This window comes from Aliidiomarina taiwanensis, from assembly GCF_003987015.1.
Lineage (GTDB): Bacteria > Pseudomonadota > Gammaproteobacteria > Enterobacterales > Alteromonadaceae > Aliidiomarina > Aliidiomarina taiwanensis.
Window position 1 is genome coordinate 743,216 of sequence record NZ_PIPQ01000001.1, and the last position, 24,280, is coordinate 767,495.

Consider the following 24,280-nt stretch of genomic DNA (forward strand, 5'->3'; position numbering starts at 1 on the left):
CAGCTGCAACGGCAGGAGTTATTCCGTATTTGCGTACAAAATAAGGTAGGATAGAGCCACGTTTTAATTCATTTTGCTTTGGAGGTTCTGTGTCTACCCTGCAATTTAATCAGCAAGCACACGCGACGCCCCGTTACATCCAAGTTGAAAGCCTCGGTGTTATTGAGGTGAGTGGCGACGACACCCAGTCTTTTCTTCAAGGGCAGTTAACCTGCGACGTAAAGCAGGCCAGTTGGCAGCAGTGGTTGCCCGGTGGTTATTGCAGCCCGCAGGGGAAGCTATGGGCCACTTTTCGTTTGCTCGGCGACGCCAACCGCATGTTACTGTTTATGGCGAAAGAAAGTGTGGAAATGACCCTTGCCCAGCTGAAAAAGTTTGGTGTGTTTAGCAAAGTCAGCATAACCGACGTGTCTGATCAGCAACCTTTCTTTGCCTACTGGGGAAAAGGCGCTGCGGACACTTTTGCTCTCAGTACGGAGCGCCAGGCTTTGCAAAACAAACAGCAGCACTGTTTGCGCTTGTCAGGCAACCTCGTATTAATTCATGGTCCGCTAGCGACTGCAGACACACAACTCATGCCCGACACCTGGTGGCACGCTGCGCAATTTGAACTCGGTTGGGTTGATGTACCCGCCAGCATGGCCGACGTGCATATTCCACAAATGCTCAACCTCGACCAACATGAAGGCATAAACTTCCAAAAAGGCTGTTACCTTGGTCAAGAGGTGGTGGCTCGCATGCATTACAAGGGCCAAAATAAACGCATTACCCACAAGTTGATGGGTCAAAGCGAAACGCTGCCCGAAGTGGGTGCACGTTTGGAGAAAAAAGTTTCTGAAAACTGGCGTCGCTCGGGTGCAGTTCTTTCGTCAGTGCGATATGATGACGGTGTCGTCGCGTTATACGCTGTAGGACCCACTGATTTGGCGTCTACAGACCTGTTTCGCATACAAGGGCAGGACGACAGTCAATTCACCCTCTGCCCTGAACAATAAATATGGAATCCTAGTCATGAGTGAGACTATCAGCCAAGACAAAGCCGTAACAATTCATTACGCGGTTAAGAATCCTGCCGGCGAAACGCTTGATAAATCGTCTGAAGACAGCCCTTTAGCCTTTATTTTCGGCCGTGGTATGCTTATCCCTGGTCTTGAAAAAGCACTAGAAGGTAAAGCAGCAAAAGACGAATTAAGCACGGTTGTGCCTGCGGCTGAAGCCTACGGCGAACGTCATGACGGTTTAATTCAAACCGTACCGAGAAACTTATTTGGCGATCAAGAGATCCAGCCAGGCATGCAGTTCCGTGCAACAACCGACAACGGTGAACAGTCAGTTGTTATCGTTGAAGTAACCGACGAAGAAGTGACCGTAGACGGTAACCACCCGCTTGCAGGCCTCGACCTTTCTTTCGACGTAACGGTTGTAGATGTACGCGACGCCACAGCTGAAGAGCTAGACCACGGCCACGTACATGGTCCAGGTGGCGTAGACCACTAAGTAACAGGTTCGTTGCTTATAAAAAAAGGCACTTGCGAGTGCCTTTTTTGTTGCCTGAAATTCAATGGCCCTAACCATGGGCCATTGCTTAGTTGGTTGCAGCCTGCTCCGGCGCACGTTCTTTGGCTAGGTAAACATACACGGAAGGCAGCACAAACAAGGTAAACAAGGTCCCTATGGTCATGCCTGTCACGATAATCAGACCCATGGCAAAGCGAGACGCTGCCCCCGGCCCAGACGCCATAAGTAAAGGCACCATACCTAATACCGTTGCTGCTGTGGTCATCAAGATAGGCCGTAACCGTATGGCCGCGGCTTCTTCCACTGCCTCGCGCTTGCTTTTCCCTTCCTCTTGCAAGGTATTGGCAAACTCCACAATAAGTATTCCGTGTTTAGCGATAAGGCCAATTAACGTCACCAAGCCCACCTGGGTGTAAATATTGATGGTGGTAAAGCCTAAACTAACAAAAATTAAGGCCCCACAAATACTCATAGGCACTGTGACCAGAACAATAATAGAGTCACGGAAAGACTCAAACTGGGCCGCCAGAACTAAGAAAATAATCAGCAAGGCAAAGAAGAAGGTAACCACCAACTGCTGCCCTTCCGACTTCAGCTGCCGCGACTGGCCTGCGTAGTCAACTAGCACACCGGCTGGCAGCCGCTCGGCGGCAATACGCTCTAAACTGCCAATAGCCTCTCCTAAAGGTACGCCAGGGCGCGGAATGCCAGAAATGGTCACCGCATTTAATTGCTGGAAGCGCTTCAGCTGTTGTGGTTGAACCGACTCTTCTAAGTGCACCAAAGCCGACATGGGCACCAGTTCACCTGAACGGTTACGAGTATAAAACTCTTTTAATTGTTCTGGCGACAGCCGTTCTGAACGCTGCACTTGAGGAATAACGCGGTACGAGCGGTTTTCCATTGCAAAGCGACCAGCATAAGCACCGGCCATCATAGACGCTAAGTCTGCAGACAGCTGCGACATTTCAACGCCCATTAAAGCAGCTTTTTCTCGATCCACATGTACCGTTTGGCGCGGTCTGTCAATCCGCAAGTCTGTGTCGAGCATAATAAAGCGCCCTTCTGCCATTGCTTGTGCACTTATGTCTGCCGCAAGCTCGCGCAAGTTTTCTATCGACTGGGTCGAACTAATCACAAACTCCACCGGTAAGCCACCCCCTGGAGTCGGCAAGGAAGGGGGCACAATGGCAAACACCCGGAGGCCCGGTATTTGGCTCACAAAGGGCTGAATGGACTGGTCTAATACTTCTTGGGTTGAGCGGCTTCGCTCATCCCACGCCGTTAACCCAAGCCCTACCCCTGCACTGCCAGGACCCAACATACCGTTAATCACAAAGGCCATTTCTACTTCGTCGACGTCGGTTTGTAGCTCCGACATTTTAGCCGAGTTTCTCGCTATATATTCTGGTGTGGCATAACTGTCGCCTTGCGCAATCACAAACACAAAGCCTAAGTCTTCCTGCGGCTCTAGCTCTGAAGGGCTACTAATAAACAAGAAGTAGCAGCTCACCAAAACAATCACACCAAATACGGCCATGACCGACTTGGTTTCTAATGCGCCATGCAACTTCCGCTGATAGCCATGACGTAGCTGTTCAAACTTATTATTCAACCAGACTTCAAAGCGTGGCGCTTTTTGCCCTTTGCTACGCGAGCGCAACAAACGCGAACACATCATAGGAGAAAGTGTGAGTGCTACCACCCCTGAAATAATCACAGTGGCCGCCAGCGTAAAGGCAAACTCAATAAACAAGGTTCCTGTCAGCCCACCAATAAACCCAATAGGCACAAATACGGCAACCAAGGTTGTGGACATGACAATAATAGGCCCTGCTAACTGCCGCGCTCCTAACAGAGACGCTTCAAGGCGAGACATGCCACTTTCCACATGCCGCTGTATGTTTTCCAGCATAATTATGGCGTCATCAACCACAATACCAATGGCCAACACCATGGCTAGCAAGGTCAACAAGTTAATGGAAAAGCCCAATAACAGCATTAAAAAGAAGGTTCCCACCAAGGAAAGTGGCACCGTAACAGCGGGAATAATGACCGAGCGTAAAGAGCCTAAAAATGCATAAATCACTGCAATGACAATGACCATGGCTAAGGCAATGGTCAATACGACTTCTTCAATAGCATTTTGAATGTATTCGGTGGAGTCGTATGGAATGCTGGCACTTAAGCCTTCCGGAAGCTGTGGAATAATGTCTTCGTCCCACACAGTACGCACCCGCTTAATCACGTCTAAAGCGTTTGCGTCAGGTGAAATTTCCACGCCTATAAAGGTCGACTTTTGGCCGTTAAAGGTAGCCGACGACTCATAACTTTCCGAGCCTAACTCAACGGTCGCCAAGTCGCCTAAACGAATAAAGGTTTCCGCTTCAGCGCGCACAATGAGTTGCTCAAACTCTTCAACACTTCGTAAGTCCGTGCGGGCGGTAATATCTATTGCTGTCATTTGCCCTTTGGTACGGCCAACGGCAGACAACACGTTATTGCTGCGTAAAGCCCGCATCACATCAGAGCCTGTAACCCCTAGGGCTGTCATACGTTGAGAATCCAGCCAAATACGCATCGCAAAGGTTTGCGCGCCTAGTATTTGCGCCCGCTGCACCCCTTCAATCGTGGCAAGCTGCGGTTCCACCACACGCACTAGGTAGTCGGTTATTTCATTTTCATCGAGTATTTCGCTGTAAAACGACAAATACATGGCCGCAACATCTTGGCCAACGGAAAGCTGCACTACTGGCTCTTGTGCATTTTCCGGCAGCTCCGAGCGCATTTTGTTCACTTCGGCAGCAATTTGCGTTAAAGCGTCGTTCGGGTCGTAATTCAACTGTAAGAAAGCTTGAATAGAGCTAACGCCTGCTGACGATGAAGAAACAATGTAGTCTATGCCTTCTGCGGCAGCCACTTCACGCTCTAACGGCGTGGTAATAAACCCCTGCACTAAGTCTGCGTCTGCGCCAATATAAGTGGTGGTTATATTCACCGCTGCGTTCTTAATTTCAGGAAACTGACGCACATTCAAGTCCACCATGGCACGCAGGCCGACAAGAATAATGATCAGGCTAATCACCGTCGCCAACACCGGCTTACGAATAAATACATCGGTAAATTTCATAGTATGCGTCTATCCTTAGCCATTGTTAGGCGTTGGCTGTGTGTCCGTACTTGGCTGTAAAGCTGGGTCGCTATTAATCAGCACCGTACTGCCATTACGCAGTTTCAATAAACCAGACGAGGCCACGCGGTCCCCCACGTTTAAGCCCTGCACGACTTCAATCATGTCACCTTGCTCGTCGCCTGTGCGAATTAAGCGTTGTGTTACCTTTAACCCTTCACCTTCTTCAGCGATTAAAAAAACCAAATTACCGAAGGGATTAAATTGTATAGCCGTTTTAGGAATGACCTTGACCACACGAGGCTCACCGAGCGGCAGTGTGACACGGGCAAACATACCTGGGCGCAGTGCATGGTCTTCATTTCGAAAGACAGCCTGCACTTCAACGGTTCGGGTCGACGCATCTACATTTGGTGCTATGGCATTAATATGCCCGGTGAATGTGCGCTCAGGATAAGCGTCTACTTGCACCTGAATTTCCATACCGGAATGCAATAAGCTCAAGCGCTGCTCGACAACATTAAACTGCACATAGATGGGGTCGAAGGAAGTGAGCTGAACAAGCCCGGTGCCCGGTGTTATATATTCACCCAAGTTTACTTGGCGTATACCTAGCACGCCATCGAATGGGGCCCGTGGCGTTTTTTGTCGTATTAAGGCGTCTTGTGCTGCCAGTGCCGCACGCGCTTGGTTTACTTGGTTTTCAGCGCGCTCAACATCCGCTTTCGACACATTGTTGTTACTTAATAAAGGCGTTAAGCGGCGAAGCTCTTGTTCTGCTTGCTCTAGCATAGTGTGCAAACGGTAGCGCTCGGCTTCTGCCACTTCCGTGTCTAAACTAAAGAGTCTGTCGCCCTGCTTTACCTGCTGCCCGTTTTCAAAGTGAATGCCACGCAAAACGCCCGACGTTTGTGCTGTCACCATGGCCCCTTTTTCGGCATTGACGGTACCTACAGCAGTTAAGGTACGGCGCCATTCCTGTTCCTCTACTGTGTTTTCCGTAATAGTCACAGGCGGTATAGGCATATTGTCAAAAAACTGATTCATAAAGTAATTACCAACTGCCTTATAGCCAAAAATAAGGCCTAACACTATGCCCGTAATGACCAGCATGATTGTCATTCGTTTCGCTAACATGGACGTTCCTTAATCAAGTTTCCCGTAATACAGTTTAGTACGTTGAATTCGTTATTTGGTTCACAAAAAAGGTCGGCAATGCCGACCTTTTCATTCACTTACATAAACGCTCAGCGGCTATTAGTTTAACTCACATTCCACACAACGCGTATAAATATGTCCAGGGTCGTTATATGCACGTAGGAACATCAGCGGAGAAACGGCTTCTTTTAACTCCGCCAAGGCGGCAAGTTCAGCTGAAGGGCCTATTCCTAATTCACGTAGCATTTCTTCAGCAAAGCTGGTTTCCCGCTCTGGCCAAATAACCGCATAGCTTTCTAATTCAGCTAATTCAGCAGCACGCTGAATGGCTAAATCAATACTTCCCAGCTCGTCCACCAAGCCAAGCTTTAATGCGCGCTCACCAGACCAGACTTGCCCTTGAGCAACCGCGTGTACTTCTTCACGGGTCATACCACGCGCTTCAGAAACCAGGGCCAGAAACTGATCATAAATACCGTCGACACCGGCTTGCACAACTTTACCGACCGTTTCAGTCAGAGGTTGTGTCACCGACATGGTGGGCAATTCTGTGGTGCTTTCACCGTCGTAATAAACACCTACCTGAGCGAGCGTTTCGTCGAAGGTTGGTATCATACCAAACACGCCAATAGAGCCAGTAATGGTAGTAGGTGCAGCAATAATTTTATCAGCACCCGCCGAAATCCAATAACCACCCGAGGCGGCAACAGAACTCATAGACGCAATCACCGGCTTACCTGCAGCACGTAACTGCAAGATTTCTTGGCGAATTACTTCAGAGGCAAAGGCGCTTCCGCCTGGGCTGTCAACACGAAGAACAACCGCCTTCACCTTGTCGTCAAAGCGCGCTTCTCGAAGTTCACGCGCCAAGCGATCGCCGCCAATTTCAATAGCCGCCCCAGGGCCGTCCACAATGACACCCACCGCCATAATAACGGCTATTTGGGTGTCGCTCATTTTCGCTTGGAAGTTCATATCACGCTGCGACTGAGGAATCGTTTTAAAGTAATCCGTATGGCGAATGTGACGGTAGCTGTTTTTGTCTTCATCACGCCCGACCAATTCAGTCAGGTAGTCAACAAACTCATGACGATGTTTCAAACCATCAACTAAGCCTGTGTCCAGCGCCATTTGTGCCATATCGTTGTCTGCGCGCTCGAAAGCCAGCATAAAGTCGTCCAGACTACCCGACGTCATGAGGCTGTTAATGCTGCGATGGCGCTGTACTGTTTGTAAGTAACGCTGCCATTGCTCATTTAGCCAGCCTTGCAAGTTCTCCCGAGCTTCGTCCGACATGCCCGTGAGAATATAAGGCTCCACCGCCGACTTATAGTCGCCCACGCGAAACACATTCACTTTCACTTTCAGCTTTTCAAGGGCTTCAGCAAAGTAAGGTCGCTCTGTACTCAAGCCTTCCAGTACAACGCCACCCAATGGGTTTAAATACACCTCATCGGCTTGGCTGGCTAACAGGTATTGACCTTGGCTGTAATAGTCAGCACTTGCATAAACTTTTTTGCCCGCCTTACGAAAATCTGCAATGGCGTCGCTTAATACCTGCATTTTGTTTAAGCCGCCCCCCGCAAAGCTGCCTAAGTCTAGGACCATGCCTTGTATGCGGTCGTCTGCTTTCGCATGCTCAATAATGGTCACTAGCTCGTACAAAGAGCTACTTGGGACAGCTGCACCCATAATTTCGTCGCTAATTGCATCGAATGGGTCAATTTCAGGTTGATACTCCTTCAAAACCCCCACAGGGCTTAGTACCAAAAGTCCACCGTCAGGAACGGTGGGCGTTTTGTCGCCACTAAACAATGCACTTAACACAACAAAAATAACCACCAGGGTTAAAATATGCGCAACATAGCGGCGTAAAGCAGACAAGCCTGCGCCTAGTTTTGAAAATAATTTTTTCAGAAATTTCATAATGGGCCTTTTTTATTATTCATTATGCGGGGTGTTACTTGCTTGGTTTACACACGCCAATATCTTCATTCCAAATATCAGGGTGATGTTCAATAAAGTACGACATTAACTCAATACAACGTGCGTCATTTAACTCTATGACTTTCACGCCAGCTTCCCGTAGCCAATCTAAATGACCTGGGAAGTTTTTGTTTTCACCCACAACTAAGGTGCCAATATTAAACTGGCGAATAAGTCCTGAGCAATACCAACAAGGAGCTAACGTACTGACCATTATAGTGTCTTGGTAGTTCTTTTGCCTACCGGCTCGGCGAAATGCGTCGGTTTCTGCATGGGCTGAAGGGTCGTTTTCCTGCACACGTCGGTTGCGACCACGCCCTAGCACATGGCCTTCGGCATCAAAAAGTGCAGCGCCAATAGGCACTCCTTCTTCTTCAAAGCCTTTTCGAGCTTCTTTTAAGGCTACATTTAACAGTTCTTCGTAGTTCATTTTTCGCCCAAAACCTATTAACAAGACCCTAACAATACGTGGTGTCTTACCGCTTGGCAAGAAATCCAGATATAAAAAAAGGCGCCCAAATAAAGGCGCCTTCATCTTACGAATTAGAAGCTTACAAGCTTGCTAATGCATTGTTAAAGAGTTCACTTGGGCGCATGGCCTTCGCAACTAACTCTGCATTTGGCTGGTAGTAACCGCCAATATCAACAGCAACTCCCTGCGCTTTATTAAGCTCGTCAACAATGGCTGCTTCATTCTCTGTTAAGGTGTTTGCCAATCCTTCAAAGCGAGCTTTCAACTCAGCGTCTGCTGTTTGCTTCGCTAAGGCTTGCGCCCAGTACATGGCTAAGTAGAAGTGGCTACCCCGGTTGTCTAGCTCACCCACTTTCCGTGAAGGCGACTTGTTGTTCTCAAGGAAGCTCGCCGTTGCTTCGTCTAGGGTGTCAGCTAAAACCTGAGCTCGGGCGTTACCTGTCGCTTGGCTTAAGTGCTCAAGCGAGGCTGCCAAGGCTAGGAATTCACCCAGCGAGTCCCAACGTAAGTGGTTTTCTTCCACAAATTGCTGTACGTGCTTCGGTGCAGAACCACCTGCGCCAGTTTCAAATAAGCCACCACCGTTCATCAGCGGAACAATGGACAGCATTTTCGCTGATGTGTTCAGTTCAAGAATTGGGAACAAGTCAGTTAGGTAGTCACGTAATACGTTACCTGTTACTGAAATGGTGTCTTTGCCAGCTTTCACACGCTCAAGGGTGTAACGGGTTGCTTCCACAGGGCTCATAATTTTAATATCAAGACCTGTTGTGTCGTGCTCTGGTAAGTACTGGTTTACTTTTGCAATCAGCTGGTTGTCGTGCGCGCGGTTTTCGTCTAACCAGAAAACAGCAGGCATACCGCTTAAGCGTGAACGGTTCACTGCTAGTTTCACCCAGTCGCGAATAGGTGCGTCTTTTACCTGACACATACGCCAGATATCACCTTCTTCCACGTTGTGTTCGAAAATCACCTCACCCGCTTGGTTGAGAACGTGCACAACACCTGCGGCTGGAATTTCAAAGGTTTTGTCGTGTGAACCGTACTCTTCTGCTTTCTGGGCCATAAGTCCAACGTTAGGTACTGTACCCATAGTTGCCGGATCAAACGCACCGTGCTCTTTACAGAAGTTAATGGTTTCTTGGTACACGCCTGCATAGCAGCGGTCTGGGATCATGGCTTTGGTGTCGGCCTGGGTGTTGTCCGGCGTCCACATTTTACCTGAGTCACGAATCATAGCTGGCATCGAAGCGTCAATAATAATGTCGCTTGGCACGTGTAGGTTAGTAATGCCCTTGTCTGAGTTCACCATAGCCAGCGCTGGGTTGGTTTTGTAAACCGCTTGAAGGTCGGCTTCGATGGCTGCTGCTTTGTCAGCAGGCAACTTGTCTAGCTTAGCGTATAAGTCACCAATACCGTTGGTCGCGTCAAAACCAATTTCTGCTAGCTCAGCCGCATATTTGGTCAGTACGTCTTTGTAGTACACCTTCACCGCATGACCAAACATAATCGGGTCAGACACTTTCATCATAGTGGCTTTTAAATGCAGGGAAAGCAGTATGTCTTCTTCTTTGGCCGCTTTGGTTTCTTTTTCAAAAAACGCTTGTAGCTTGTTTTTGCTCATCACGGCAGCGTCAGCTACTTCACCCGCCAATATTTTAATGGACTCTTTCAAAACGGTTTGTTGGCCGTCATGATTTAGCACCACTTTAAGGTCGTCGGCGGCAGCAAATGTTTTCGACTGTTCGCTAGAATAAAAGTCACCATCGTCCATGTGCGCCACATGGGTTTTTGAGTCTTTGTCCCAAGCTCCCATTCTGTGTGGGTGCTTTTTCACATAGTTCTTCACCGAAGTAGGCGCACGGCGGTCAGAGTTTCCTTCACGCAGCACCGGGTTTACCGCAGAGCCTTTCACACGGTCATAACGGGCGCGCACTTCACGCTCTTCGTCTGTTTGCGGGTCGTGTGGGTAGTCAGGAATTGCGTAGCCTTGCTCTTGAAGCTCTTTAATTGTGGCCAGAAGCTGTGGAATAGAGGCACTAATATTAGGCAACTTAATAATGTTAGCTTCTGGCGTTTTTGCCAGCTCACCTAACTCTGTTAGCGCGTCGGCAATGCGCTGGTCATCGTTTAAGTACTCTGGGAATTGTGCAATCACGCGACCAGCAAGAGAAATGTCGCGGGTTTCTACTGAAATACCAGCGGCTTTGGTAAAAGCCTGAATAATGGGTAGCAAAGAATACGTAGCTAAACGAGGCGCCTCGTCTGTTTCGGTGTAAATAATAGTAGAGTTATCAATTGACATAGTCATTCCTATTCGTGAAATCACCCTCTTCAAAGCGGTGCAACGTGAGAAAACTTGCTTAAAATTTGGTGCCAAACTATGCCACATATAGGGTTTATTTTCAATCTGATGCAAACAAGTGGCATACTTAAGGCTTAGATAACTTTATTGGAGTGTAAAATGAAACAAATAGGTGTTGCCCTGTGGCTACTCTTTTTGCCCTTCGTGCTGTTTACAGCCCAAGCTCAAGAAAGTAAGCCCCTATCTGTCGACGTTCTTTGGCAGATAGAGCGTATTGGCTCGCCACAAATTTCACCCTCAGGTGAATATATTGTGGCACCCGTGACCCGCTATGACATGGACACAGACAAAGGCGAAAGCCAACTGTGGCTATTCTCTCCCGACGGAAAAACCCAGCGCCCTCTTACTGCGGAAGGCTTACGTGCTAGTCAACCGACCTTTTCACCCGACGGTCAAGCCCTTGCCTTTATAAGCAAACGTCACAAAGACGACGTGGGACAAGTCTACATTTTGCCAATGAACCAACCCGGTGAAGCGACTCGCTTAACGAGTGTGCCCACCGGTGCTTATGGCATAAAGTGGGTTGGTGAGCATATTTATTTCATCAGCAAAGTGTGGCCTGGCAAAAACTGGGACGACATAGCAGAGCAAGTGAAACACGAAGCAAACTCTCATGTGTCTGCACACCAGTGGAACGCCCTTCCTTATGCTCAATTCGACCATTGGCTCGACGAAAATCGTGAAGCCCACGTATTCCGTATTCCAGCCACAGGGGGCGAGGTGCAAGCGGTTACCCAACCCCTGAACATCCAACTGCCTCGCTCTTCACAAAGCGCAAGCAGCTACGACATTGACCCAAGCGAGCGTTACATTGCGTTGGTTTCGGACAGTCTAAACGACGGTGTTAGCCCCAACAATGACATTTTCCTAGCCGAGATAGGTGCAACAGAAGCTACCAATATGACTCCCCAAAACCGCGGCAATGACTACAACCCCATGTTTAGTCCCGACGGTCAGGTTTTGGCCTTCCAGCGTCAGCTCATTACGGGTTTTTACGCAGACACCAGTAACTTAGTGGTATACGACCTGAACAAGAAAACAGAAAAAGTACTCACTGAAGACTGGGATCGTTCAGTACGTGGCCTGGTTTGGACTGCCAATAGTCGTGGTCTGTTTGGTACCATCGACGACGCTGCCACTTCACGTGTGTATGCCATTAATGCGCGCAACGGCAAGGTAAAAGCGCTTACTGGCGAAACCAATTTCAGCGGCCTCAGCATTTCTAATAATGGCATTCTTGTGGGGACCAACGACAGCTTTTTACACCCTGCTCAGTTGGTAAAAATTGACACTCGCAATGGCAGCACAACCCGTTTAGACACCTTTAACGACGCCCTACTGGCCGACGTGGAGCTAGGTACCTACGAGTCGGTCACCTACAAAGGGTATAACGGTGACGACATTCAAATGTGGGTGCATTACCCACCAGGCTTTGACAAAAGCAAAAAATACCCGCTGTTTTTGCTTATTCACGGTGGTCCACATGGCGCCATTAGCAATGGTTTCCACTACCGTTGGAATGCGCAAACCTTTGCCTCTTGGGGCTATGTCACAGCTTGGCATAACTTCCATGGCTCCAGCGGCTTTGGGCAAGAGTTCACCGACTCCATTAACCCAGACTGGGTGACAGCTCCTTACGCCGACACCATTGCAGCTGCCAACTGGTTTGCCGAAAAAGACTGGATTGACGCCGACCGCATGGTAGCTGGCGGTGGAAGCTATGGTGGTTACCTAAGCACTATTCTGCTGGGTAAAGAACATCCTTTTAATGCCCTGCTTATTCATGCGCCTGTTTACAACATGTACTCGCAAATGTCAGCTGACTTTGCAGTCCATGCCGAGCGCTTCGGTCATTACTGGGAAAAACCGGAAATTTACCGTGACATTTCGCCTCACTACTACGCAGACAAGTTCAACACCCCTGCCCTGATTATTCATGGGCAAAAAGACTTGCGTGTACCTGTTGGGCAAAGCTTCGAGTTATTCCGTACTCTGCAAAGCCGTGGGGTCGACTCGCGCTTAATTTATTACCCCGACGAGAACCACTGGATCCTCAAGCCGAATAACTCGGTATATTGGTACCAGCAAGTTCGTAACTGGGTAGAGCAGTACGCAACCCCTGGCGCGCAGTAACCGCCATCGCATAAAAAAACCCGGCCTGCTAAAAAGCACGCCGGGTTTTTTATTGCGTTATTGGTTTTAGGCTCTTTGCCTAGGTTACCACGTCATGCGGTTTTTATAGGTAAAGCGGAAGCCCAGACCCACCATGGTTTCAGACCCCACCGAATCACGATCTGTGTATCGCACCCCCGCATGGTAAGCAAATTGTGGTGATAAACGGCGAACCAAGCCAACACCAACATACTCGCCATCAGCTACAGCACCTAAACTATCATCCATGAAACGACCATAGCTGAGTGATACTTGCCCAACAGCCGCTTTGTAAGCCCCCGTTAAAAACAGGTAGTCACCGTTGTCTAAGCCCGTGCCACGAAATTCGTACTGGCCGGCAAAGGTCCATGCACCTTCATTATAACGCGCACCAAACTTAGTGCCATCACGCTTACCGCCGCCTCGGTTATCTGCATCGATATGTGCTAATGAAAGCTCGACAGAGCCTACAGGCACAAGAACAGATGCTGCATACATAGAGTTTTGATCTGGGCCAGAGGGCCCACCATCATTTTTCGAATAAAAAGCGGTGAACTTCATACCATTCATACTGAAGCTATAGTCAATACTATCGTCATGATAGCCCGCATGCCCTAAACCACCTCCAGAACGGCCACCATTTCGGCGCGCTTGAAAAGAGGTCGCATTCATTGGGTCCCAGCCCAAGCCTGCAAGCTTATAAGGAGTTTCAATACGTCCAGCGCGAACAGTACCAAAGTCACCACGTATCCCAAGATAAAGGTCACAATACTTACCGCGCCCATCAGGCAAGCCGTCCATATTAAAGTTATAAGACAAACGACCAAACAACTCGAAATTCGAACTGAAGGCGTGTCCGCCATCAAGGAATAAGCCACTCCAGTTATGATTGTTCGGACGCCCACTTCCCCAAGCATCGGTTATGTTAAAGCCATCTTCACCGGTTAATTTGGGGATGTCACCAGACGCATTCACTAATTCTACTTGCGCTCGCGCCATAATCTGAAAGTAGGTTGCGTCGCTTTCAGCCAATGCCACACCAGAAAAGCCTAAAACAGAGAGTACCGCACCAGCAATTGCCGTTTGCTTTAACTTGACATCTAACATTTAGCCCCCTTGAGCTATTTACGTTTCCCAAAAAGTAGCCACGGTCCCCAGAGTAATAAAAGCCCGGAAACGCTTGCAGCTACAGATACTAAAAACAATACGCCATAGTCTAACACACCGACCAAATGACTGTGTCCGGAGCCTGTTAATGTAGGTGTCAAAATAAAAAAAAGTAATCCAACAACTCCAGCTAAATAGAATAAACCGCGGTGTTTCCATGGTGCACTGATGCTCACCGCGCGATTTCTAGCAACCATTATCCAAATAATCAGCTCAATAAATATGATCAAGAACAAATAACTTGCAAATGGCTTTGCTGATTCATAAAGAACAGAGAAAACCCCAAGAATTGAAAAGCTCATTTAACTCTCCTTAAACGCGCCCACGCAGCATAGCGTTATAAGCACCTTGTAACATATAATCCTTCATTAACCACGGTACCCAGTGGCGTTTCAGTGGATTAATAAAACCAAAAGACGGCACCATATTGAGCTCATAGTCGAACTCGACTAGCATGGCTTCTCCCTTTTCAGTGACTAACGGGCAAGAGGTGTACCCATTATAAACAGCATCTGGAGCCTGACCCTGAATGACTTGTAACAGGTTACGAACAACCACTGGCACTTGTGCTTTCACGCTGGCAGCTGTTTTTCCTATAGGCGTACCGACACAATCACCAGCTCCAAACACATTAGCAAAACGAACATGCTGCAAACTGTATTTATTCACTTCAAGCCAACCAGCAGCGGCAAAAGGCCCTTGTTGAGCAGCCAGCTCAGAGTTCTTTAAAGCATCAGGCGCTCGCATTGGCGGTACTACGTGGATAAAGTCGTAATCTATTTGCTTCAAGCCTTGTTCAGTCAAAAAAGTGGCCCGCCTTGCTTCAGCGTCGATTGCTTTTAACTGACTATGCCAGTGCACATCAAACCCTCGACCGGGCAGATGTTCTTTTAAGAAAGTATTAACATCTGGTTGACTAAATAGTCCTCCTGCTGGCGCTGTGTACATGAGCTCTGCTTGCTCACGATTCCCTTTTTCTCGTAGTAAGTGTTCTGTTAACATGGCAATTTTCAACGGTGCACCGGCACACTTCAATTGCCCTGGGGGGCGTGTAAATACACCAATTCCACCAGTCTCTGTAAACGTATCAATTGCTTGCCAACTTGCCGTGGCATGTTCTGTCGAGTCATAAACACAAGCAATGCCATGTTGACCTATTACCCCTGGGTGCATACCTTCTATAGCTTCAAAATCAAGCTGCAGCCCCGTAGTAACAACCAAGTAGTCATAGTGAACTCGCTTACCCAAGTCCGTCACAACCTCATTACTGACCGGGCTAAAATCAATCACAGACTCTTTTAACCAGGTAATATTTTTGGGTAAAAAGTGACTGTTTGTATCGGTCACTTTTTCCGCCTGCCAAATACCCGTAGCCACTAGTGTTAAACCCGGCTGATAAGTATGTCGCTCACGCCTGTCTATAATGGTAATGTCAGCGCCATTTGTTTCCCTAGCCAAACGGTTTGCAATTGAAATTCCTGCAGCTCCTGCGCCCACAATCACTATTTTACTTTTTGTTTCTATCGCATCAGCTGTAAACGCAGTCATTGCGCCAATACCTGCTGCGGTTATACCCGCACCTGCAGCCATTAACTTAATAAAGTGACGCCGTTCACTATTTTGTAGCAAATTCTTTTTGCTCATTTATATGTACTCCTCAAGTTACACACATATTCATTAGTACATACTAATATTTAAAGCAAATAAAAATTGCGAAGGAACCAGCCCTTCATTCAATTAGTTATTCTAAATCAATACTTGCTATACTTGACCTAATTGGTCAGGCTATGCCATATTGAGAATGATTCTCAATTAGATTTTGTTTCTTGGGCGATGCATACGGCATATTTATGGGGTAAAAAATGAAGTTAACATCGAAAGGACGCTACGCGGTTACCGCTATGTTAGATGTTGCCTTATATGGTAACGACCAGCCTATACCACTTTCAGATATTGCCGAGCGGCAAAACATCTCTTTGTCTTATTTAGAGCAGCTTTTTTCCCGGCTACGCCGCGCTGGCTTGGTCGAAAGCGTCCGCGGGCCAGGGGGAGGTTATAAGCTCACGCGCTCTGCAGCCCAGGTAACCATAGCCGACGTTATTCATGCAGTAAACGAGTCTGTCGACGCAACCCGTTGTCAGGGACAGTCGAACTGCAATGGCGGGGAGCGCTGTTTAACGCATAATTTATGGTCTGATTTAAGCGACAGAATTGCCAGCTTTTTAAACGAAATCTCGCTGGCAGATTTAACGAAAGACCACGTGGCCCAGGCACAAATAAAGCAGCACAAACACGCTGAACAGGAAAAAATACCTGTTCAGCCAACCTAAATTTATGCAGCCGCTTTAGCGATGCTTTGTATTTTTGCCACGATGGCACGCAGGCCATTACCACGTGTTGGGGAAAGGTGTCGTTCTAAATCAAGTGACTTAAAATAGCCGTCAATGTCAAACGCCGTAATTTCTTGTGGCGTTTTATGGTTATATGCCGCCATTACCAGGCCTAATAAACCGCGCACGATCACAGCGTCACTGTCCACTTGAAATGCCATTTTCTCAGCCGATGCATCGGCAATCAGCCATACATCACTTTGGCAGCCTTTCACTTTAAACTCAGGTAATCGTTGTGCTTCGTCTATTTTCGGAAGCCCTTTACCTAAGTCTATAATGTACTGATAACGAGACTCCCAATCGTCTAAAAATTCAATATCTTCAACAATGTCCTGCGTACTAGGTAAGTTCATAGCGTTAATATTTAATCCTTTATAGATACAATATTCTGAAGCGCTTTGGTTCAAGAAAAAGCGCAGTACAACCAAGTGGTTCCATGTGTATATGATAGCATGGACACACACCAGCTTAAGTTTAAATTTTCTTTTTTCGGAGGGTTCTTAATGGCACATGGCCGACTATCATTTCCACGTCCCCGCATTGGCGTTGGGCTCTCCCTTGCACGCCAAGCGGGCTATGGCAAAAAGCACATTCGCCACGACATTCTTGCAGGTCTTACCGTAGGTACCGTCGCCGTGCCTTTGTCCATGGCACTTGCCATTGCCACCGGCGTCGCCCCGCAGCATGGTCTTTATACCGCCATTATTGCTGGCTTTCTCATTGCTTTAACCGGGGGGACTCGCTTTAATGTTTCAGGCCCCACCGCTGCTTTTATTGTTATTTTATTTCCCATTGTGCAGCAATATGGCTTAGGGGGCTTGCTCATTGCTTCCATTATGGCCGGGCTTATCTTGCTCTTTCTTGGGTTGAGCCGAATGGGTCGCCTTATACGCTTTATTCCCTACCCTGTGGTGCTTGGGTTCACCGCGGGAATAGCCGTGGTCATAGCCGCCTTACAAATTCCAGACTTTCTTGGTCTCCAACTTACCGAAGAAAGCAGTCACTTTTTGGCGAATCTCCAGCATATTATTGAACGCATCGGCACACTCAACCTGTACGAACTCGGCATTGGCTTGTTTAGTTTGTTTGTTATGTTGCTGTGGCCGCGCACCAAACTGCCCGTCCCAGCCCCATTAGTCGGTTTAGTGCTTAGCGCGGGGTTAGCCTACTTACTTAACTCTGGCTACTTTGGCTCACACTTGGTCGACTCCATTGCCACTATTAGCTCGAGTTTTAGTTGGCACATTGAAGGGCAAAGCGGCCAAGGAATCCCACCTATGGCCCCGTCATTCGTGCTCCCTTGGAATTTACCGGGGCCAAATGGCGAACCACTGCAAGTAGACTTTACCCTGATTCGTGCTTTACTTGGCCCTGCGTTTGCCATTGCTGTGCTTGCGGCCATTGAGTCCTTGCTCTGTGCCGTTATTGCTGATGGTCTGACCAAAACCAAGCACGACTCGAATGGTGAACTGATAGGCCAAGGCATAGGGAATATTGTGACGCCTTTCTTCGGTGGCATTACCGCGACTGCGGCCATAGCGCGCACCGCCACCAGCATTCGCAGTGGCGCCTATTCCCCCGTAGCCGCGATGACCCACGCGGGCGTTGTTTTACTGGCGGTGACCCTCCTTGCCGATGTGCTGGGCTTAGTCCCCATGACTAGCTTAGCGGCTTTGCTGTTTATTGTGGCTTGGAATATGAGTGAAGCACGCCACTTTATACATACCATGCGCTCTGCACCCGGTGGCGATGTGTTGGTTCTTATCACCTGCTTCGGCTTAACGGTGGTCTTTGACATGGTTGTGGCCGTAGCTGTGGGCGTAGGGGTTGCATCGGCCCTGTTTATTAAGCGCATGGCCGACTACACTCATACCACCACCCCAGCACACGACCACCCAGACATTGGTGCACTTCCGAATACAGTGGCGGTGTATGATGTGAATGGACCTTTGTTTTTCGGGGCAGCCGAAAAGGCCATTTCCAGCCTCAAACAAGTGGACCCGCATGTGGAAATGGTTATTTTAGATATGAAAGACGTTCCCAGCATAGACGCAAGTGCCATACTGGCCTTGCAAACGCTGATAGAAGACTTAAACAAGCAAGGTATTTCATTGATTTTGGTCGGACTACCCGCTCGCATTATTGTAAAACTACGACGCGCAGGTATTCAAAAACAGCGAGGTACACTCACCTACACCCGCAGTTTGCAAGAAGCCGCACGTGTCGCGCGGCACTGGCAATCGCTCTAGGTTCGACAGAAAAGACAGGGCTTTTAAAAGAAAAGCCCTGCTTCGAGTAATGCTTCTTCACTCATTTTGTCACGTGACCAAGGCGGATCGAATACCATTTCAACCTGCACGTTTTTTACATTAGGTACCATACTCACACGGTATTCAACGTCACCCACAAGTACCGGGCCCATACCACAACCAGGGGCTGTAAGTGTCATTTGAATATCCACCTGCCCTGTTTCTTGGTTCACTTGCACCCCGTAAATAAGGCCTAGCGACACTAAGTTAATAGGTATTTCAGGGTCGAACACGGTTTCAAGCGCTTCCCATACCTGTTTTTCATCAATGCGCCCGTCAATCGGTGGGGTAAATTCTAGCACCGTTGGTTCGCGCCCTATGGCGTCTGCGTCGGTACCATCAATACGCCACATATTCCCTTTCCAGGTAATAGTGTAGTTTCCACCCAGGTCTTGGGTTATTTTAATAAACTCACCCTTGGGCAAAATACTCACTTCGCCCGTAGGTACACGCCGAACTTTTACTTCCCGCGTCGTGGTTATAATGTTGTCCATATTACTGGCCTACACTAAAGCTTTCACCACAACCGCAAGCGTCAACCACATTCGGATTGTTAAACTTCAACACACCATTAATACCCTCTTTCACATAGTCTAATTCTGTGTGCTTTAGAATAGGTAAAGAGGCATTAGCAACAGCCAAAGTAATGGTGTCGCTCACCGTGACAACCGTGTCGTCCGCTTCAGCTTTGTCTGCAAAGTCAACTACATAAGCAAAGCCCGTGCAGCCACTTTCCTTTGTCGACAAACGAATAATTTTGCCCGGTGCTGAAGCCAACTTCGACTCAAAATGCTTCATTGCCGTGGGTGTTAAAGACACCACTTCTTTTTGAGGAACAAACGATTCAACAGACATAATGACTCCTTTATGCGAGCATTTCTTGTGCTTTTCGTAAACCAGCAAATAGCTGTTCAACTTCGTCTAGCGTATTGTAAATTGAGAATGAAGCCCGTGCCGTGCCCGGTACATTCAAACGCGCCATTAAGGGTTGAGCACAGTGGTCTCCGGTGCGAATAGCAATGCCTTGGCGATCGAGAATAAAGCCGATATCCGCAGGGTGCCCAGCATCCATTACAAAACTATACACGCCCACTTTTTCTGGCGCGTTGCCTACTAAACGTAAACCAGGCATTGCATGACCAAGTTCAACTGCTTTCGCCATCAGCGCTTGTTCATGACGCTGTACGTCGGCCATGTCAAACTGCTGAAGCCACTGAATACCTGCCGCCATTCCAATGGCACCCGCAATATTCGGTGTGCCAGCTTCTAAACGGTTCGGTAATGGTCCCCAGGTGGACTCCTGATAGCTAACTGTCGCGATCATTTCGCCACCAGTTAGCCAAACAGGCCAATTTTCTAACACCTGATAGCGGCCCCATAATGCACCTATGCCCGTTGGACCAAATAACTTATGGGCTGAAAAAGCATAAAAGTCGCAGTCTAAAGCCTGAACATCCACCGTGCTGTGGGCTACACCCTGGGCACCATCAATCATCACGAGTGCTTTAGGCGCTTTGTTGCGCACATAGGCAATAAGCTGCTGAATGGGGTTCACCGTTCCAAGCGCGTTCGACACATGAGGCATCGACACCATGGCTGTATGTTCGTTAATCAAAGCTTCAAACGCAGCAATATTCAGTGCCCCATTGTCGTCAATGGGCGCTACCTTCAAGCTAGCACCACTGGCTAAACAGGCTTGTTGCCAGGTCACTAAATTCGCATGGTGCTCAAGCTCAGTCACAACCACTTCGTCAGTTGCTTTCAGCTGCTGCGCCATGCCTTTCGCCACAATGTTAATGCTTTCTGTGGTACCGCTGGTCCAAATAAGTTCTTCACGCTGCGACGCGTTAATAAACCCGGCCACGATGTCGCGGGCGGCTTCATAACGGCGCGTTGCTTCGTCGCTCAAGAAGTGGGCGCCGCGGTGTACGTTCGAGTTACACTCGGTGTAAAACTCAACCAAGGCGTCAATCACTGCTTGTGGCTTCTGTGTGGTTGCTGCGCTGTCTAAGTACACCAAGGGTTTACCATGCACTTCACGGCTTAAAATTGGAAACTCACGGCGTATGGCGTTTACATCAAAACTCATGCGGGCTCCATTGTTTTAAAGCGCTCCCGCAAGAGCGGCTCTAACCAAGCAGACAGGGCCTTATTTGGCATTTGCTTCACGAGCTCTTGTATAAAGCCAAAGTTCAGCATAACCAACGCTTGCTCGCGGCTTATGCCACGGGTTTGCAAGTAATATAGGTCGTCTTCTTCAATTTCCGCAATGGTTGCACCATGTGCACATTGCACGTCGTCGGCGTAAATTTCTAACGCTGGTTTAGTGCTTACTTGTGCACCGCGCGACAACAACAGGTTTCGGTTGTGTAGTTCAGCAAGCGTTTTTTGAGCGTCGCGATGAATCAAAATGCGGCCACTAAATACAGCGCGCCCTTTGTCACCCACAATGCCCCGTGCGTTTTGCTCTGTGGTTCCGTTTGGCTCCGCATGCTCAATTAAGCTATGCAAGTCAAAATGTTCGCTCGGCGCCAGTAAATAAATGCAGTTCATTTTGGCGTCCGCATGCTCTGCAGCGTGAACAATGTCCGTATCAATGCGGCTTACTTGGCTGCCATAGCCCACTATTGTGCTATTTAAGCGCGAGGCTTCGCCCAACTTAAAGTGGCTACCACCAATATGAATAGCGTCTGCGCCATGCAGTGCAAACCGATAATGCTCAAGCTTTGCTTCGTCACCAACGAGGTACTCGGCAAAAGCCGTGTTCATGCTGTTCCCTTGGCCCGCACCATGTTCAATAATGGTGGCCTGTGCCTTAGCGCCCAACTTCACCAACACGCGATTGTGGGACTCAACACCTGCACTCACATAATTCACAACACGAATAGGCTGTTCGACAATAGCGCCGTCCGCCACGTCAATAACCACACCTTGCTGAGCTAAGGCGTCGTTTACTAAACCAAATAAATGGGACGCATTTTTGGCTTGGTTCATTACTTTTTTTGCTTGTGTCTGCGCTTCTTCGCTTGCGTTATCTAACGCATAAATGCGAACCCCTTCCGGGGTATTTAAGGACCCAATGTCCGTTGTTGGCACACCGTCAACAAACACAATGTCTAGGCTGTTTAGGTCTGTAATGGCAGGCGCTTCCGTACTAGCAGGTGCCGCTGTCGGTTCCGCTAAGGTCAAGTCTTTTAACGCATGCAAAGAGGTGTAACGCCAAGCTTCTGTGCGACGTGTTGGCCAAGCTGTTTGTTTTAGCTGCGCAACCGCTTCTTGACGAACCGGGCGCAACCAATCGTCAACCGAATTTGCTCGGTCAATGACACTTGCTAACCACTGGCTCATGCACTCGCCTCCTCATGATTTTCCAACCATGCATAACCACTTGCTTCAACTTCTTTGGCAAGTTCAGGGCCACCACTTTTCACAATTTTCCCGTCCGCTAGAATATGTACAAAGTCTGGCTTAATAAAGTCTAATAAACGCTGATAGTGGGTAATAACAATAAAGCTTCGGTCGTCGCTGCGCTGGCTGTTTACGCCATCGGCAACTACTTTTAGCGCATCAATATCAAGGCCAGAGTCTGACTCATCCAGAATACACAGAGTGGGCTCAAGCATAATCATTTGCATAATTTCGTTACGCTTCTTTTCACCACCCGAGAAGCCTTCGTTCACCCCGCGCTTTAAAAAGTCTAGAGGTAGGTTCACCTGCTTACAGGCTTCTTTGGCTCGTTTTAAAAACTCAGCTGCTGTTAAAGCCTCTTGGCCACGCTCTTTGCGTACAGCATTCACGCTTTCTTTTAAAAATTCCATGTTGCTTACGCCAGGAATTTCAACGGGGTACTGAAACGCAAGGAAAACACCAGCACGGGCACGCTCGTCTACTTCTAGCTCAAGTAAGTCTTGTTCCTTAAAGCTCACCTTACCAGCCGTTACTTCATATTCTTCACGAGCAGACAGCACATAACCTAAGGTACTTTTACCAGCACCATTGGGGCCCATAATGGCGTGTACTTCACCAGGGTTTACTGTCATGTCTAACCCTTTAAGAATTTCATTGCCTTCTACGTTGGCGTGTAAACCTTCAATTTTTAACATCTTTTACCCCACTGAACCTTCAAGACTAATTTCTAATAACTTGCCCGCTTCAACTGCGAACTCCATCGGCAACTCTCGGAATACATCTTTACAAAAGCCGTTTACTATCATGGAAATAGCTTTCTCAATGTCGAGGCCGCGCTGTTGGCATAGGAATAATTGGTCGTCACTTACTGTCGAGGTGGTTGCTTCGTGCTCAACAATGGCCGACGGGTTAGCGCTCTCAATATATGGGAATGTGTGCGCCGCACAGGTGTCCCCAATCAGCAGAGAGTCACACTCGGTAAAGTTACGGGCACCATCTGCATTCGGCCCCATTTTTACTAAACCACGGTAGGCGTTGCTACTGTTTCCGGCAGAAATACCTTTCGAAATAATGGTCGACGTGGTGTTTTTACCTAGGTGGATCATTTTCGTACCTGTGTCCGCTTGCTGACGAGCACGGGTAAGCGCCACCGAATAGAATTCGCCGACACTGTTGTCGCCACGTAAAATACAGCTTGGGTACTTCCAGGTAATAGCCGAGCCCGTTTCAACCTGTGTCCACGAAATTTTTGCGTTTGTTTCTGCAACACCACGCTTGGTAACAAAGTTGTAAATGCCACCCACGCCATTTTCATCGCCTGGGTACCAGTTTTGTACTGTGCTGTATTTAATTTCAGAGTTGTCTAACGCAACAAGCTCAACAACCGCCGCATGCAGCTGATTCTCGTCACGCATAGGCGCGGTACAACCTTCAAGGTAGCTAACATAGCTTCCCTCTTCTGCAACAATCAGAGTACGCTCAAACTGCCCCGTGTTCAGTTCGTTTATACGGAAGTAGGTGCTGAGCTCCATTGGGCAACGCACGCCTTTAGGAATATAAACAAACGATCCGTCGGTAAACACTGCGCTGTTTAAAGCAGCAAAGAAGTTATCTGTTCGGGGTACAACGGTTCCAAGGTATTTTTTAACCAATTCTGGGTATTCACGAATCGCTTCCGAAATAGGACAGAAAATAACGCCTGCTTCTGCAAGCTTTTCCCGGAATGTGGTGACAACAGAAACCGAGTCGAACACTACGTCCATAGCAACCCCTGCTAGCACTTCTTGTTCGTGCAAAGGAATACCTAGCTTTTCATAGGTACGCAGCAACTCAGGGTCAACTTCGTCAAGGGACTTTGGTCTGTCCTTCATGCTCTTAGGCGCTGAGTAATAGGAAATTTCTTGGTAGTCGATCGGCTCGTATCCAAGGTGCGCCCAGTCAGGCTCTTCCATTTTTTGCCATGAGCGAAACGCTTGTAAACGCCACTCAAGCATCCACTCTGGCTCGTCTTTCATTTTTGAAATACGACGAATAACGTCTTCATCTAAGCCTGGCGGAAACGTATCCGACTCGATATCAGAAACGAAGCCTGCTTCGTACTCTCGAGAGATGGCTTGTTCGATTTGTTCACTCATACTAAAACCTCACGACTCGCTAATCTTTATGTGCTTATAGTACATTACCCGACTAAATCACTCAAGTATTACTGAATGCCCACTATGGGGT

General features: G+C 48.3%; 20 protein-coding genes. 5 read left to right on the forward strand and 15 right to left on the reverse strand.

Annotated elements, in window-relative coordinates:
* The first annotated feature begins 89 nt into the window (after window positions 1-89).
* The gene (gene ygfZ, locus CWE15_RS03465; RefSeq protein ID WP_126756645.1) at window positions 90-995 is read left to right on the forward strand and encodes a CAF17-like 4Fe-4S cluster assembly/insertion protein YgfZ; all 906 of its coding nucleotides are present in this window, start codon (window positions 90-92) and stop codon (window positions 993-995) included.
* Window positions 996-1,011: 16 nt separating this feature from the next.
* Window positions 1,012-1,497 carry an FKBP-type peptidyl-prolyl cis-trans isomerase gene (locus CWE15_RS03470; protein WP_126756646.1) on the forward strand — a complete coding sequence of 162 codons (486 nt, stop codon included), beginning with the start codon at window positions 1,012-1,014 and terminating at the stop codon, window positions 1,495-1,497.
* A gap of 88 nt (window positions 1,498-1,585) precedes the next feature.
* On the opposite strand, the gene CWE15_RS03475 is transcribed toward CWE15_RS03470, so the two are convergent.
* From CWE15_RS03475 to CWE15_RS03495, 5 genes are all read right to left on the reverse strand, one after another.
* Window positions 1,586-4,648: an efflux RND transporter permease subunit gene (locus CWE15_RS03475; protein ID WP_126756647.1), complete on the reverse strand. Its 3,063-nt coding sequence runs from the start codon at window positions 4,646-4,648 to the stop codon at window positions 1,586-1,588.
* A gap of 15 nt (window positions 4,649-4,663) precedes the next feature.
* Window positions 4,664-5,785: an efflux RND transporter periplasmic adaptor subunit gene (locus tag CWE15_RS03480; protein WP_126756648.1), complete on the reverse strand. Its 1,122-nt coding sequence runs from the start codon at window positions 5,783-5,785 to the stop codon at window positions 4,664-4,666.
* A gap of 120 nt (window positions 5,786-5,905) precedes the next feature.
* Window positions 5,906-7,732 carry a signal peptide peptidase SppA gene (sppA, locus tag CWE15_RS03485; protein WP_126756649.1) on the reverse strand — a complete coding sequence of 609 codons (1,827 nt, stop codon included), beginning with the start codon at window positions 7,730-7,732 and terminating at the stop codon, window positions 5,906-5,908.
* Window positions 7,733-7,766: 34 nt separating this feature from the next.
* Entirely contained in the window at window positions 7,767-8,222 is a 456-nt protein-coding gene (locus CWE15_RS03490; RefSeq protein WP_126756650.1) for a nucleoside deaminase, read from the reverse strand.
* Between the two features lie 121 nt (window positions 8,223-8,343).
* Complete coding sequence (locus tag CWE15_RS03495) at window positions 8,344-10,569, reverse strand: NADP-dependent isocitrate dehydrogenase (protein WP_126756651.1); 2,226 nt, start codon at window positions 10,567-10,569, stop codon at window positions 8,344-8,346.
* A gap of 159 nt (window positions 10,570-10,728) precedes the next feature.
* On the opposite strand from CWE15_RS03495, the gene CWE15_RS03500 reads away from it, so the two are divergent.
* Window positions 10,729-12,762 carry a S9 family peptidase gene (locus tag CWE15_RS03500; protein ID WP_126756652.1) on the forward strand — a complete coding sequence of 678 codons (2,034 nt, stop codon included), beginning with the start codon at window positions 10,729-10,731 and terminating at the stop codon, window positions 12,760-12,762.
* Window positions 12,763-12,846: 84 nt separating this feature from the next.
* On the opposite strand, the gene CWE15_RS03505 is transcribed toward CWE15_RS03500, so the two are convergent.
* From CWE15_RS03505 to CWE15_RS03515, 3 genes are read right to left on the reverse strand one after another with little or no spacing between them, the layout of a single operon-like run.
* Window positions 12,847-13,887 carry a porin gene (locus CWE15_RS03505; protein WP_126756653.1) on the reverse strand — a complete coding sequence of 347 codons (1,041 nt, stop codon included), beginning with the start codon at window positions 13,885-13,887 and terminating at the stop codon, window positions 12,847-12,849.
* 14 nt (window positions 13,888-13,901) lie between these two features.
* Window positions 13,902-14,249 carry a hypothetical protein gene (locus CWE15_RS03510; RefSeq protein ID WP_126756654.1) on the reverse strand — a complete coding sequence of 116 codons (348 nt, stop codon included), beginning with the start codon at window positions 14,247-14,249 and terminating at the stop codon, window positions 13,902-13,904.
* A gap of 10 nt (window positions 14,250-14,259) precedes the next feature.
* Complete coding sequence (locus CWE15_RS03515) at window positions 14,260-15,591, reverse strand: NAD(P)/FAD-dependent oxidoreductase (RefSeq protein ID WP_126756655.1); 1,332 nt, start codon at window positions 15,589-15,591, stop codon at window positions 14,260-14,262.
* A gap of 218 nt (window positions 15,592-15,809) precedes the next feature.
* Between CWE15_RS03515 and iscR the strand changes: the two genes are divergently transcribed.
* A complete protein-coding gene (gene iscR / locus CWE15_RS03520; protein ID WP_126756656.1) occupies window positions 15,810-16,277 on the forward strand; it encodes a Fe-S cluster assembly transcriptional regulator IscR in 468 nt (155 codons plus the stop codon).
* Window positions 16,278-16,279: 2 nt separating this feature from the next.
* Here iscR and CWE15_RS03525 read toward each other — a convergent pair whose 3' ends face one another.
* Entirely contained in the window at window positions 16,280-16,690 is a 411-nt protein-coding gene (locus tag CWE15_RS03525; protein WP_126756657.1) for a SufE family protein, read from the reverse strand.
* Between the two features lie 150 nt (window positions 16,691-16,840).
* Between CWE15_RS03525 and dauA the strand changes: the two genes are divergently transcribed.
* Window positions 16,841-18,586 (forward strand): C4-dicarboxylic acid transporter DauA, encoded by a 1,746-nt coding sequence (dauA, locus tag CWE15_RS03530; protein WP_126756658.1) that lies wholly within the window; start codon window positions 16,841-16,843, stop codon window positions 18,584-18,586.
* 23 nt (window positions 18,587-18,609) lie between these two features.
* Here the strand turns inward: dauA and sufT are convergent, their stop codons facing one another.
* Genes sufT through sufB form a run of 6 tightly spaced genes read right to left on the reverse strand, consistent with a single transcriptional unit; the run spans window position 18,610 to window position 24,189 of the window.
* Complete coding sequence (gene sufT / locus CWE15_RS03535; RefSeq protein ID WP_126756659.1) at window positions 18,610-19,140, reverse strand: putative Fe-S cluster assembly protein SufT; 531 nt, start codon at window positions 19,138-19,140, stop codon at window positions 18,610-18,612.
* 1 nt (window position 19,141) lies between these two features.
* The gene (locus CWE15_RS03540) at window positions 19,142-19,501 is read right to left on the reverse strand and encodes a HesB/IscA family protein (protein WP_126756660.1); all 360 of its coding nucleotides are present in this window, start codon (window positions 19,499-19,501) and stop codon (window positions 19,142-19,144) included.
* A gap of 10 nt (window positions 19,502-19,511) precedes the next feature.
* Window positions 19,512-20,735: an aminotransferase class V-fold PLP-dependent enzyme gene (locus CWE15_RS03545; RefSeq protein WP_126756661.1), complete on the reverse strand. Its 1,224-nt coding sequence runs from the start codon at window positions 20,733-20,735 to the stop codon at window positions 19,512-19,514.
* Complete coding sequence (gene sufD / locus CWE15_RS03550; protein ID WP_126756662.1) at window positions 20,732-21,994, reverse strand: Fe-S cluster assembly protein SufD; 1,263 nt, start codon at window positions 21,992-21,994, stop codon at window positions 20,732-20,734. The genes CWE15_RS03545 and sufD overlap by 4 nt, the downstream gene beginning before the upstream one ends.
* Window positions 21,991-22,749 carry a Fe-S cluster assembly ATPase SufC gene (gene sufC / locus CWE15_RS03555; RefSeq protein ID WP_126756663.1) on the reverse strand — a complete coding sequence of 253 codons (759 nt, stop codon included), beginning with the start codon at window positions 22,747-22,749 and terminating at the stop codon, window positions 21,991-21,993. Before sufC ends, sufD begins: the two co-directional genes overlap by 4 nt.
* 3 nt (window positions 22,750-22,752) lie before the next feature.
* Entirely contained in the window at window positions 22,753-24,189 is a 1,437-nt protein-coding gene (gene sufB, locus CWE15_RS03560) for a Fe-S cluster assembly protein SufB (protein WP_126756664.1), read from the reverse strand.
* Window positions 24,190-24,280: the final 91 nt, after the last annotated feature.